Annotated in this window: 11 protein-coding genes; 1 reads left to right on the top strand and 10 read right to left on the bottom strand. The window is 59.8% G+C overall.

All coding sequences use genetic code 11. The features are described from left to right. Nucleotides 1-167 precede the first annotated feature (167 nt). The 5 genes from ACSQ87_RS12060 to ACSQ87_RS12080 all read right to left on the bottom strand — a co-directional run bounded on the left by ACSQ87_RS12060 (nucleotide 168) and on the right by ACSQ87_RS12080 (nucleotide 4,155). Nucleotides 168-1,532, bottom strand: coding sequence for a purine-cytosine permease family protein (locus tag ACSQ87_RS12060; protein WP_223432212.1), 1,365 nt, complete (start codon nucleotides 1,530-1,532; stop codon nucleotides 168-170). A 5-nt stretch (nucleotides 1,533-1,537) separates the two neighbouring features. Next, a complete protein-coding gene (locus ACSQ87_RS12065; protein ID WP_223432213.1) occupies nucleotides 1,538-2,215 on the bottom strand; it encodes a cysteine hydrolase family protein in 678 nt (225 codons plus the stop codon). A 92-nt stretch (nucleotides 2,216-2,307) separates the two neighbouring features. Next, nucleotides 2,308-2,460, bottom strand: coding sequence for a hypothetical protein (locus ACSQ87_RS12070; protein WP_177338838.1), 153 nt, complete (start codon nucleotides 2,458-2,460; stop codon nucleotides 2,308-2,310). Nucleotides 2,461-2,523: 63 nt separating this feature from the next. Beyond that, nucleotides 2,524-3,567 (bottom strand): LLM class flavin-dependent oxidoreductase, encoded by a 1,044-nt coding sequence (locus ACSQ87_RS12075; RefSeq protein ID WP_123722584.1) that lies wholly within the window; start codon nucleotides 3,565-3,567, stop codon nucleotides 2,524-2,526. Between the two features lie 102 nt (nucleotides 3,568-3,669). Beyond that, the gene (locus ACSQ87_RS12080; protein WP_056740501.1) at nucleotides 3,670-4,155 is read right to left on the bottom strand and encodes a flavin reductase family protein; all 486 of its coding nucleotides are present in this window, start codon (nucleotides 4,153-4,155) and stop codon (nucleotides 3,670-3,672) included. A 325-nt stretch (nucleotides 4,156-4,480) separates the two neighbouring features. On the opposite strand from ACSQ87_RS12080, the gene ACSQ87_RS12085 reads away from it, so the two are divergent. After that, nucleotides 4,481-5,887, top strand: coding sequence for a purine-cytosine permease family protein (locus ACSQ87_RS12085; protein WP_223432214.1), 1,407 nt, complete (start codon nucleotides 4,481-4,483; stop codon nucleotides 5,885-5,887). An 825-nt stretch (nucleotides 5,888-6,712) separates the two neighbouring features. On the opposite strand, the gene ACSQ87_RS12090 is transcribed toward ACSQ87_RS12085, so the two are convergent. The 5 genes from ACSQ87_RS12090 to ribBA form a co-directional block, all read right to left on the bottom strand. Further along, nucleotides 6,713-7,864: an ABC transporter ATP-binding protein gene (locus tag ACSQ87_RS12090; RefSeq protein WP_223431481.1), complete on the bottom strand. Its 1,152-nt coding sequence runs from the start codon at nucleotides 7,862-7,864 to the stop codon at nucleotides 6,713-6,715. Nucleotides 7,865-7,881: 17 nt separating this feature from the next. Further along, the gene (locus tag ACSQ87_RS12095; RefSeq protein ID WP_056740508.1) at nucleotides 7,882-8,691 is read right to left on the bottom strand and encodes an ABC transporter permease; all 810 of its coding nucleotides are present in this window, start codon (nucleotides 8,689-8,691) and stop codon (nucleotides 7,882-7,884) included. A gap of 6 nt (nucleotides 8,692-8,697) precedes the next feature. Beyond that, complete coding sequence (locus ACSQ87_RS12100) at nucleotides 8,698-9,642, bottom strand: ABC transporter permease (RefSeq protein ID WP_223431482.1); 945 nt, start codon at nucleotides 9,640-9,642, stop codon at nucleotides 8,698-8,700. Continuing rightward, complete coding sequence (locus ACSQ87_RS12105; RefSeq protein ID WP_046049778.1) at nucleotides 9,639-10,664, bottom strand: ABC transporter substrate-binding protein; 1,026 nt, start codon at nucleotides 10,662-10,664, stop codon at nucleotides 9,639-9,641. Before ACSQ87_RS12105 ends, ACSQ87_RS12100 begins: the two co-directional genes overlap by 4 nt. Before the next feature lie 226 nt (nucleotides 10,665-10,890). Beyond that, nucleotides 10,891-12,000, bottom strand: a complete 1,110-nt coding sequence (gene ribBA / locus ACSQ87_RS12110) for a bifunctional 3,4-dihydroxy-2-butanone-4-phosphate synthase/GTP cyclohydrolase II (RefSeq protein WP_223431483.1) — start codon at nucleotides 11,998-12,000, stop codon at nucleotides 10,891-10,893. Nucleotides 12,001-12,013: the final 13 nt, after the last annotated feature.

A 12,013-nucleotide genomic window follows, 5' to 3' on the forward strand; every position in this document is an offset into this window, starting at 1 on the left:
TTACAGGCAGAAATATTAAGTAATATTCGCCCCGCGTTCACCACCACGGTTTATGCATTTTGAGTCCCAGGCGTCCATCAGCTGCCTGGGATTTTTTTTGCCTGAAATTCGGCTTTATTGATTCGAGCGACACAACGCCGACCGTGGCCGGCGTTGTGCTCAGCGATTTACTGCGACGCTTGACCCACCATCGGAGCACGCTTGGCGAGTTTCATCAGCCAGTAGTAGCTGAGGGCGGGCACCAGCAACCCGACGATCCAGGCCAGGTCTACGCCATCCAGAGCGTTGGCCACCGGGCCGACATACAACGTGGTGTTCATGAAGGGGATTTCCAGGGCGATTGCCAACACGAAACTGCCGCAGGCGATCCAGTTGATGCGCCCGTAGATCCCGTCCTTGTCGAAGATGTCATCGATCCGGTACTGGCCTTTGCGCAGGCAGTAGTAGTCCACCAGATTGATCGCTGTCCAAGGGATCAGGAAATAGCTCATGAAGAAAATGAAGTTGAGGAAGAAGGTGATGAAGTCGTCCTGACTGATGGTGCACAAGGCGGTGGCCACCAGGCTGATCACCAGCATGAACAGGCCGCGTACCCGAGGCGTCACCTTGAGCCGGGCAAAGGGTTCGATCACGGTAATGGTCGACATGAAGGCGCCGTACAGGTTGAACACATTGATCGATACCTGGCCATAGACGATGAAGGCGAACAGCAGCAGCGCACCACCACCAAACAGCCCGGCGACATGGCCGCCGACGTTGCTTGAAAAGTCGCTGATGCCGACGCTGAGGATCGCCCCGAGAATCATCATCCAGGCACCGCCGCTGACCGTGCCGGCGTAGCTGTACCAGAACACTTTGGCGGTCGGCGTGCTGCTCGGCAGGTAACGCGAGTAGTCGGCCACATACGGCGCATAGGACAGTTGCCAGGTCACGGCAATGCTCACCGCCACCAGAAACTTCGACAACGAGAAACCCGTTGCCAGCCATTGTTCGGCCGGGATCGGCAGCTGCAAAGCGAGCACCGTAGCGGCGATGAACACCAACAACGAAAGCAGCGACAGCACTTTCTGCAGGCGATGGATCAGGCGATAACCGTAGAGCGCGACGACAAAGCACAACGCCCCGATCAGGTAGATGTTGCCGGTGGCCGGCAACGGGCTGACGGACTCCAATGCCTGGGCGGCGAGCAAGGTGTTGCTGACGAAGAACCCGAGGTAGATCAGCATCACGAACAGCAGCGGCAACACCGCTCCCAGCACGCCGAACTGGGCCCTGCTCTGGATCATTTGCGGGATGCCGAGTTTTGGCCCCTGGGCAGAATGGGAGGCCATGAAAATCGCCCCCAGGAGCGAGCCGATGATGATCGCCAGTGCGCTCCAGAACAGATTCAACCCCATCACCACCGGCAACACGCCGGACGCGATGGTCGTGATGTTCATGTTGGCGCCGAACCAGATGAAAAACAGCGAGCCCGGTTGGCCATGGCGTTCGGTTTCAGGGATGAAATCGATGCTTCTTTTTTCGACTTGCATGGCGATTACTCCTGAGTCCGGGCGAGGTGGGTTTGCAAGCGGGCGATGGTGCTTTCCAGCTCATGGGGCTGGTGGGCGAACAGGTCCGGGCGCTCGGGAATCAGGCTTAGATAATCGCGGTTCTCCAGGGCTCGCAGGCATTCGGCGCAGGTCAGGATTTCCAGGGCGTAGACCCAGTTGGCCATGATCAGCAACGCCGAGTAATGTCCTGCCAGTGTGGTCGTGGTGCAGGCATCGCTGACCAGCCGAATGTGATAACCCAGGGCGAAGGCATCGAACACCGTGCTGAGCACACAGACATCGGTCAACACGCCGCAGACGATCAGGGTGTCGACCCCGAGCGCCTTGAGTCGGGCATCCAGGTCGGTGCGATGGAAGGCGCTGTAACGGCCCTTGTCGATAATGAGTTCATCAGGCTGCGGCGCCAGATGTTCGATGATTTCCACCTGCCGGGTGTCGGCGCGATAACTGCTGGGACCGCCGTCGGCCGCTCGCGGTTCGCCGCGCGGCAAATCACTGCCGTCGGCCTGATTGATGTGGCGGGTATAGATGACAGGCACCCGTTGATGGCGGGCGGTCTCGAGCAGGGCGGCGGTGTGGGTCACCACCGTGTCGAGGTTTTCCAGGACGAAACCGTCCTCCTGCTGCATGTCGATGATCAACAGCGCGTTTTTATTGTTCATTGAGCAAACCTGATCATGGGCCGAAGCACAAAGCACCGGGTACGCCTCAGCGATGACGAGACGTGGGTGCGTGAATTCCAGTTCGGGTGGGCTCAGTGAACGGGTTGCCAGAAACCGTTCTGCTTGGCGGTAACGCTGGCGCGCAGGCGCTTGAAATGGAGATGCGAAGCGGTCCATTCGCCGCGCAGGTAAGCCTGCTCGGCGCCGGAGGGAAGGGCGAGTGATGGGCGGCGATCATTGATCATTGGAATCGACCCTACACGTCAGTCAGCCCCCCGGCTTCGCGTCCGAGGGGCAGGGTGGTGGACTCAGCGGAACGCCGGGACCACGTGTTTGATGAACAGCTCCAGGGATTTTTTCTTCTCCGCGTGGGGCAGGCTGTTATCGCACCAGAAGCTGAATTCGTCGACCCCCAGTTCCTGGTAGTACTTGATGCGCGGGATGATTTCTTCCGGGGTGCCGATCATGGCGGTCTTGTGCAGGCTCTCCAGTTTGAACTCCGGGCGCTCGGCGAACTTCTCTTCCGGGCTCGGCGCCAGGAAGCCGTTGACCGGCACTTCCTTGTTGCCGAACCAGGCATCGAAGGTGCGATAGAACCTGGAGATCGCCTTGGCCCCGACTTTCCAGCCCTCGGGGTCATCGACCGCGTGGACGTGGGTGTGACGCAGCACCATCAGTTGCGGACGTGGTACGTCCGGGTTGTTGTCCAGGGCAGCCTGGAATTTGTTCTTCAGGTCGAGGACTTCTTCGTCGCCCTTCATCAGCGGCGTGACCATGACGTTGCAGCCATTGGCCACAGCGAAGTTGTGCGAATCCGGGTCGCGAGCGGCGATCCACATCGGCGGGTTAGGCTTCTGGATCGGCTTCGGCACGCTGGTGGACGTCGGGAACTTCCAGATATCGCCATCGTGGGCGTAATCGCCTTGCCACAGGGCGCGCACCACCGGAACCATCTCGCGCAGCGCTTGACCACCGGAGGAGGCGGGCATGCCGCCGGCCATGCGGTCGAACTCCACCTGATAGGCACCACGGGCCAGACCGACTTCCATGCGACCGTTACTGATCACGTCCAGCAGTGCGCATTCGCCGGCGACCCGCAACGGGTGCCAGAACGGGGCAATGATGGTGCCGGCGCCGAGGTGAATGGTGGTGGTTTTGGCGGCCAGGTAGGCCAGCAGCGGCATCGGGCTCGGTGAGATGGTGTATTCCATGGCGTGGTGTTCGCCGATCCAGACGGTGCTGAAACCGCCGGCTTCGGCCATCAGGGTCAGTTCGGTCAAGTCTTCGAACAGCTGACGGTGGCTGACGCTTTCGTCCCAACGTTCCATGTGCACGAACAGGGAAAACTTCATGACGCTTACCTCGGATCTTTTATTGTTGGCCTGTCGATCGGGAGTCGGCTGGCTGATTATTGGAGTATCGAAATTCGCACTATGCGCAAAATATTTTCTGGATCAGGCCAGCACGGGCAGGGCGCCCATTTTGCCGTGGCAATACACCAGTGGCCCGGCGTTCTGCTGGGGCACGATCAGGTTCTTCACCGCGCCAACCATGATCGCGTGGTCGCCCCCTTCGTATTCGCGCCACAACTCGCATTCGATCACCGCCGTGGCGTTAGCCAGAATCGGGTTACCCAGTTCGCTCAAGGTCCATTCGATGCCTTGCGCCTTGTCTTTGCCTTTGCGCGCGAAAGCATAGGCTTCGCTCTGCTGGCCGCCGGACAGGACGTGAATGGCAAAGCGTTTGTTCTTGATCAGTACCGGATAGGAATCGGAGCTGTAGTTGGGGCAGAACAGCACCAGGGCCGGGTCCATGGACAGCGAGCTGAAGGCGCTGGCGGTCAGGCCGACGATTTGGCCATCGTCATCCAGCGTGGTGATCACAGTCACCCCGGAAGGAAACGAACCCATCACTTGTTTGTAGATGGCGGCATCGATCATGGGACGGTCCTCTGGCGGTGTAATGCGGGTTTTTATGTGTTTGTAGGTCTGATGGTATACCGTAATACATAGTTTGCAAGGGCTTTTTTTTTGACCCGATAAACGTATGCCTACCGTCTTAAGGTCAATGTTTACGGGGCTTTTCGTTGGTCAGGGGGCGCGTTTATGCGGCAGGATAGCGGATCAGATGGGCACTCAAAGACCGGATCAGTCTTGTTTAAAAGATGGAATACCATAATATGACCGGCATCTGAGGGGCGGCCAAAGAGCTCCCCCGGTTTGGCTTCGTACAACTATAAGATCAGACAAACTAGAGTTCATGCACATGTCCCAGATGTCCCGGCAAGACCCCCTGATCGAGAATCACACGGTCGATTACGTCCCACTCGCGGAACGCCACGGGAAGGCCCGCGACCTTTTCACTTTATGGTTCAGTACGAACATTGCACCGCTGCCCATCGTGACCGGCGCCATGGTGGTTCAAGTGTTCCACCTTGACCTGTTCTGGGGGCTGTTGGCGATTGCGCTCGGACATATGGTCGGCGGTCTGGTGATTGCCCTGGCGTCGGCGCAAGGTCCGCGCATGGGGATTCCGCAGATGGTGCAGAGCCGCGGCCAGTTCGGCCGTTACGGTGCGCTGCTGATCGTGTTCTTTGCGGCGATCATCTACATCGGCTTTTTCATCTCCAATATCGTGCTGGCCGGAAAGTCCATTGTCGGCATCGCGCCTTCGGTTCCGGTGCCGGCGAGCATCCTCATCGGCGCCTTGAGCGCCTCCGCGATCGGGGTGATCGGTTACCGCTTCATTCACACCCTCAATCGCATCGGGACCTGGGTCATGGGCAGTGCCTTGCTCGCCGGTTTCCTTTACATCTTCGCCCATGACCTGCCGGCGGACTTCTTCACCCGCGGCGGTTTCAACCTGTCGGGCTGGTTGGCCACGGTATCGTTGGGGATCATCTGGCAGATCAGCTTCTCGCCTTATGTGTCGGACTACTCGCGTTACCTGCCGGCGGATATCGGGATTGCCCGACCGTTTTTCGCCACGTATCTGGGCGCGACCCTGGGCACCATTCTGTCGTTCACTTTCGGTGCAGTGGCGGTGTTGGCCACTCCGGAAGGCACCGAAGCGATGGTTGCAGTGAAGCAGTCCACCGGCTGGCTGGGACCGATTTTGATGGTGCTGTTTCTGCTCAACATCATCAGCCACAACGCCTTGAATCTGTATGGCGCGGTGCTGTCGATCATCACCTCGATCCAGACGTTCGCCAGCCAGTGGACGCCGAGCATCAAAGTGCGCGTGGTGTTGTCGAGTGTTGTGCTGGCGGGGTGCTGTTTTGTCGCATTGGGCGCTTCGGCGGATTTCATCTCGCAGTTCATCGGGTTGATTTTGGCGCTGTTGCTGGTGCTGGTGCCTTGGGCGTCGATCAATCTGATTGATTTCTACCTGATCAAGTGTGGCAGCTATGACATTGCCTCGATCTTCCGTGCGGATGGCGGGATTTATGGGCGTTTCAATCTGCATGCGATTGTTGCGTATTTCATCGGGATTATTGTGCAGCTGCCGTTTGCCAATACGTCGTTGTATGTCGGGCCGTATGCCAATCTGGTGGACGGGGCTGATCTGTCGTGGCTGGTGGGGTTGGTGGTGACTTGTCCGTTGTATTACTGCCTGGCTACGCGTGGGCAGGGGCAAGAGAGCAAGGCCGCGAAACTGGGTTACACAAGCTAGCGTCTGACTTGAGTTCGTCTGGAATGCCCGGCTTCTGCCGGGCATTTTTGTTTGCGCCAGGTTGTGTGTGTATCCGTTTCTTCGGTAATGGCTGATTACGGTTTCGCTTTTACAGCGAGTCACTTTGGAAAAGCCCCAAAGTAACCAAAGGGCTCTTGCCCCTTTCGTTCGGTGCCTCGCTTAGGCTCGGCATGCCCTCGCTCCGGTCCTGCTCCGTGGGCCCGCCGCCATCGGCCATCCATGGCCGGGGGCGGCTAACCCGGCATCCATGCCGGGTTGCCCACTGCGCAGAACCTTCACTCGGCCTCTCGAGGGGGCGGTGCATCAGGATCAAAGGCTGCAGGCGAGCTAACGCTCGGCCTGTTGAGTGGTGATGAGCGTGCGTACACCCTTTCCCCTGTAGGAGCTGTCGAGTGAAACGAGGCTGCGATCTTTTGATCTTTCTGTGGCTGTGGCTTTTGATTTTGATCTACTGCCCCTTTCCCAGAGGCCGAACGCAGGCGTTGCGCAGGGGGCACCGCGGCAAGGATGCCGCGGTAGCCGCCCCCGGCCATGGATGGCCGATGGCGGCGGGCCCCCGGAGCAATGCCGGAGTGAGGGCATGCCGAGCCTAGGCGAGGCACCGAATGGCGGGGCAGGAGCCCTTGGTTACTTGGGGCTTTTCCAAGTGACTCGCTGTAAAAGCGAAACCAATAGCCGCCGCTACCAAAAAAACGGATATGCCCACAAACCAAAGCGCAAAAAAAAGGCCGCCACAACCCGACGTTGCAGCGACCCGAGGGTGACTCTATTTAATCCGGCCCACTGGCATGAGTCGTCAAAAGGTTAGTGCGCCCCGGCAGCCTTGTTCAGATCACTCTCAGCCCATTCGGTATAAACGCAAGCATCCGCAGTGGCCCAACGCACCCGAACCGGATCGCCAGTCTTCATCGGCATGCCAGCGGCAGAGAGTGCCTTGACGGTCATCGAGGTACCGCCGGAAGTCATCACAGTGCAGGTCTGGCTTTCACCAAGGAACAGCACCTCACCGACAATCGCCGACACTTCATTCCAGCCTGCCGCCAGCGGTTCCTGATGAGCTTGCTCAACGCTCAATGCCAAAGCCTTTTCAGGGCGAACCATCAGCAGCACATCCTGATTGGTTTGCAATCCTGCGGTCAGTCGAATCGACAACGATTGCCCTTCAAACGTAGCGACCGCATTGCCCTGAGCCTTGAGCTTGAGGAAGTTCGAGTTACCAAGGAACGAAGCTACAAAGGCATTCGGCGGATTCTGGTAGAGGTCGTAACCGCTGCCCAACCCGACGATCTTGCCGTGGCTGAAAATCGCGATGCGCTGGGACAGGCGCATCGCTTCTTCCTGGTCGTGGGTCACGTAAACAATGGTGATGCCCAGACGCCGGTGCAGCTGGCGCAGTTCATCCTGCAAGTCTTCACGCAATTTCTTGTCGAGGGCGCCGAGCGGTTCGTCCATCAGCAGGATGCGTGGTTCATAAACCAGCGCCCGAGCAATCGCCACACGTTGCTGCTGGCCGCCGGACAGTTGCGAAGGGCGGCGATGGGCGAATTGTTCCAGTTGCACCAGTTTTAGCATGGCGTCGACCCGACGCTCGCGCTCGGCGGTGGCCAGTTTGCGAATGGCCAATGGGAACGCGATGTTGTCGCGTACCGACAGGTGCGGGAACAGCGAATAACGCTGAAACACCATGCCGATGTCGCGCTTGTGCGGCGGCACGTTGACCAGCGATTGGCCATTGACCAGGATCTCGCCGCTGCTCGGGGTTTCGAAGCCGGCGAGCATCGACAGCGTTGTACTTTTACCAGAGCCGCTGGAGCCGAGGAACGTGAGGAATTCACCGTCCTTGATGTCCAGCGAGATGTCGTCCACGGCGGCAAAATCGCCGTAGTACTTGTTCAGGTTGCGCAGGCTTACCAGCGGTTGGTCGCTCTGCGCGGAATCTTTGATCACTGCACTCATGTCGTACTCCTGGGCGCTCAGGCGCTGATTTCATTGCGCCGGCGAAGGGCGGCGGCGATCACCATGACCAATACCGAGAGGCCGATCAGCAGCGTCGAGGCGACGGCGATCACGGGTGTCAGGTCCTGGCGCAGGGTGGTCCACATTTTCACGGGAAGGGTTTGCAGGGTCGGGCTGGCCATCATCACGCTCAGCACCACTTCATCCCAGGACACCAGAAACGCAAACAGCGCACCGGCCACCATGCCCGGACGAATCGCCGGAAAGGTCACCTTGAACACCGCTTGCAGGCGTGAGGCGCCGCAGATCACGGCGGCATCCTCGATCGACTGATCGAACAGCTTCAGCGAGTTGATGATCGAGATGATGGTGAACGGCAACGCAACAATCACGTGGCTGACTACAAAGGCGAACATCGTCCCGGTGTAACCGAGTTTGAGGAACAGTGCGTACACCGCCACCGCGATGATCACCAGCGGCACGATCATCGGCAGGGTGAACAGACCGTAGAGCATTTCACGGCCCGGGAAGCGCCCGCGCACCAGTGCAAAAGCGGTCGGCAGGCCCAGCGCCACGGCGAAGAACGTGGTCAGTACCGCGACCTTGAGGCTGGCCACCGCCGCGTTCATCCAGTCAGCGTTGGAGAAGAACTGGCCGTACCATTTCAGCGTCCATCCCGGTGGCGGGAACACCAGCCACTGGGAGGAACCGAAGGACAGCAGCACGATGAATACGATCGGCAGCAACAGGAACAACGCGATCAATCCGGTCGTGAAGTACAGGCCGAAGCGCATGCGCCGGCTCATGGCATTGGGGGTCAGGAGCATGACGGCTTACCTCGCGTTGCTGGCGCCAACCGGGGATTCCGGCTGGAGCTTCAGGTAGAAGTAGAACAACACCAGCGTAATGACGATCAGCAACGCGGCACCGGCGCTGGCCAGGCCCCAGTTGAGGAACGACTGCACCTGCTGAATGATGAACTCGGGCAGCATCATGTTCTGCGCTCCACCCAGCAGCGCCGGGGTGACGTAGTACCCAAGCGACATCACGAACACCATCAGGCCACCGGAGAACAACCCAGGCCGGCACAGCGGCAGGAACACCCGGAAGAAGTTGGTCCAGGGGCTCGCGCCGCAGATCGAACCAGCTTGCAGGATCATCGGATCGATGGCCTGCATGGTCGCCTGCAGCGGCAGCACGATGAACGGGATCATGATGTAGCTCATGCCGATCACCACGCCGGTGAGGTTATGCACCATCTCCAGCGGCTGATCGATGATGCCCATCGCCATCAGCGCCTTGTTGATCACCCCGGAGGCTTGCAGCAACACGAGCCAGGAATAGGTCCGGGCGAGGAGGCTGGTCCACATCGACAGCAACACGATGTTGAGGATCCAGCGACCCCAGCCACGGGGCACCAGGGTGATGGCCCAGGCCAGTGGGAAACCGAGCAGCAGGCTGAACAATGTCACCAGTCCGGCCACCGAGAAGGTGTTGAGCAAGACCCGTGCATAGGCCGAGTTGGCGAACAACTGCTCGTAGTTGCCCAGCCCCGGTACCGGCTCCAGCACGCCACGCAGCAGCAGCCCGATCAGCGGCGCCAGAAAGAACAGGCCGAGGAACACCAAGGCGGGGATCAGGTTGCTTGAACCGCGCCAGCGCTGTGCCATGGAAGGGGATTGGTTCATCGCAGCCGCCTTGCCGAGTGCCGAGCCGGCAGCGCCAGTGGCGCTCCCGACCTGCGTGGGTTGACGGGACGCGGTTACCGTCATTTTCATTTGACCAGCCATTCGTTCCACCGTGTCGCGATGGCCGGACCGTTTTTGGCCCAGTACGCGAAATCAAGAGTGATCTGATCCTTAGCGTAGGCAGTCGGCAGGTTAGGGGCCAGCACCGAATCCAGGCGCGCCACGCTGTCGACGTTGACCGGCGCATAGGCGGTCAGGTTGGAGAAGTCAGCTTGTCCTTTGGCGCTGCTGGCGTTGGCCAGGAACTTCATGGCTGCGGCCTTGTTTTTTGTCCCTTTGGGCACGACCAGAATGTCGGCCATGACCAGGTTCTGTTTCCAGCTCACGCCCACTGGCGCGCCGTCCTCTTGCAGGGCGTGGATCCGGCCGTTCCAGAACTGCCCCATGCTGGCTTCGCCCGAGGCGAGCAACTGTTGCGATTGGGCACCGCCGCCCCACCAGACGATGTCTTTCTTGATGGTGTCGAGTTTCTTGAAGGCGCGATCCAGGTCCAGCGGATAGAGCTTGTCGGCGGCTACGCCATCGGCCAGCAGCGCCAGTTCAAGCACACCCGGGCTTGGCCATTTGTAGAGGGCGCGTTTGCCGGGATAGGTCTTGGTGTCGAACAGCGCGGACCAGTCCTGAGGTTTGCTGGCGCCGAGCTTGCCTTCGTTGTAGCCGAGGACGAAGGAGAAGAAGAACGAGCCAACGCCGTGATCGGAGACAAACCGTGGGTCGATTTTATCGCGCTGGATGACCGTGAAATCGAGGGGTTCGAGGAGGCCTTCGGCGGCGGCGCGCAGGGCGAAATCGGCTTCGACATCGACCACGTCCCACTGCACATTGCCGCTTTCGACCATGGCTTTGAGTTTGCCGTAGTCGGTTGGGCCATCCTGGACCACGGTGATGCCGCTGGCTTTGCTGAACGGGTCGGCCCAGGCCTGCTTCTGCGCATCCTGGGTGCTACCGCCCCAGCTGACGAAGTTGACGCTTTCGGCCGCCATCAATGCCTGGCTGGTCACGCTCAGCAGTCCCGCAAAAAGTATTGCGGTTGCACGTTTGTTCAACACCATTTTCACGCCCTCATTGTTGTGTTTATGAGCGGGGCTTTTAGTGCCCGCCGATCGGGAGCAGTAGGTCCATCTGGCCTGTTACGGTCGTCCGGTCTATGGAATATCATATTATGGTATTCCAAACATTGTGCAAGCACTTTGCCTTACCGGCTATCAGCCAAAAGTGCTTTTTTTACCGTCAGGCCACCGGGCAGTGGCCCGTACGTTTATGGAGAAAAGCCCGAAATCATTCGGTGAAGGGGATGCTTTCCACCACTTCCAGGTTGTAACCGGTCAAACCCGCGTACTTCAGCGGAGGACCAAGATGACGCAGCTTGCCCACGCCAAGATCCTGCAGAATCTGCGCCCCGGTACCCACTTCAGAATAGATGCGCGACTGCGAACGACTGAACTGCCGTGGTGGCTGGGTCAGCTGCGGCACACGCTCCAGCAGCGCTTGCGACGACTCATGATTGGCCAGCACCACCACCACGCCACGACCTTCCTCGGCGACTCGCTGCAGCGCCGCCCACAACGTCCAGTTGGACGGGCCGCTGTATTCGGCGCCCACCAGATCGCGCAGCGGATCGATCACGTGCACGCGCACCAGCGTCGGTTCGTCCCGGTGCAACTTGCCCATGACCATTGCCATGTGGACGCCGCCTTCGATGCGGTCTTCAAAAGTGATCAGCTGGAAAGTGCCATGCACCGTGGGCAGTTCACGTTCACCGATACGCACGACAGTGCTTTCGGTGCTGAGGCGATAGTGGATCAGGTCGGCGATGGTGCCGATCTTGATCCCGTGCTTGCGCGCGAACACTTCCAGGTCCGGGCGGCGGGCCATGGTGCCGTCATCGTTCATCACTTCGACGATCACCGAGGCGGGCGTGAAGCCGGCCAGGCGTGCCAGGTCGCAACCGGCCTCCGTATGACCGGCGCGAGTCAGTACACCGCCTTCCTTGGCGCGCAGCGGGAAAATATGACCGGGTTGCACGAGGTCGGCGGGCCCGGCATTAACGGCGACGGCGGCTGCCACGGTACGCGCCCGGTCGGCGGCGGAGATGCCGGTGGTCACGCCCACGGCGGCCTCGATGGAAACGGTGAACGCCGTGCTGAACACGCTGCCGTTGCTCGGCACCATCTGCTCCAGCCCGAGGCGCTGGCAGTGGTCGTCGGTCAGGGTCAGGCAGATCAGGCCGCGCGCTTCCCGGGCCATGAAGCTGATGGCCTCGGCCGTGCAGCAATCGGCGGCCAGCAGCAGGTCGCCTTCGTTTTCCCGGTCCTCGTCATCGACCAGGAGCACCATCTTGCCTTGTCGATAGTCTTCGATGATTTCTTCGATGCTGTTGAAGGCCATGTTGGGATTCTCA

Source organism: Pseudomonas sp. LjRoot277, assembly GCF_964253845.1.
In the GTDB taxonomy this organism is placed as follows: domain Bacteria; phylum Pseudomonadota; class Gammaproteobacteria; order Pseudomonadales; family Pseudomonadaceae; genus Aquipseudomonas.

Excerpts from the sequence above, each read along its gene's own strand:
- ACSQ87_RS12100 (WP_223431482.1), bottom strand. The coding sequence starts at position 9,642 with ATGAAAATGACGGTAACCGCGTCCCGTCAACCCACGCAGGTCGGGAGC.
- ACSQ87_RS12105 (WP_046049778.1), bottom strand. The coding sequence starts at position 10,664 with ATGGTGTTGAACAAACGTGCAACCGCAATACTTTTTGCGGGACTGCTG.
- ACSQ87_RS12090 (WP_223431481.1), bottom strand. The coding sequence starts at position 7,864 with ATGAGTGCAGTGATCAAAGATTCCGCGCAGAGCGACCAACCGCTGGTA.
- ACSQ87_RS12060 (WP_223432212.1), bottom strand. The coding sequence starts at position 1,532 with ATGCAAGTCGAAAAAAGAAGCATCGATTTCATCCCTGAAACCGAACGC.
- ACSQ87_RS12085 (WP_223432214.1), top strand. The coding sequence starts at position 4,481 with ATGTCCCAGATGTCCCGGCAAGACCCCCTGATCGAGAATCACACGGTC.
- ACSQ87_RS12065 (WP_223432213.1), bottom strand. The coding sequence starts at position 2,215 with ATGAACAATAAAAACGCGCTGTTGATCATCGACATGCAGCAGGAGGAC.
- ACSQ87_RS12075 (WP_123722584.1), bottom strand. The coding sequence starts at position 3,567 with ATGAAGTTTTCCCTGTTCGTGCACATGGAACGTTGGGACGAAAGCGTC.
- ACSQ87_RS12095 (WP_056740508.1), bottom strand. The coding sequence starts at position 8,691 with ATGCTCCTGACCCCCAATGCCATGAGCCGGCGCATGCGCTTCGGCCTG.
- ACSQ87_RS12070 (WP_177338838.1), bottom strand. The coding sequence starts at position 2,460 with ATGATCAATGATCGCCGCCCATCACTCGCCCTTCCCTCCGGCGCCGAG.
- ACSQ87_RS12080 (WP_056740501.1), bottom strand. The coding sequence starts at position 4,155 with ATGATCGATGCCGCCATCTACAAACAAGTGATGGGTTCGTTTCCTTCC.
- ribBA (WP_223431483.1), bottom strand. The coding sequence starts at position 12,000 with ATGGCCTTCAACAGCATCGAAGAAATCATCGAAGACTATCGACAAGGC.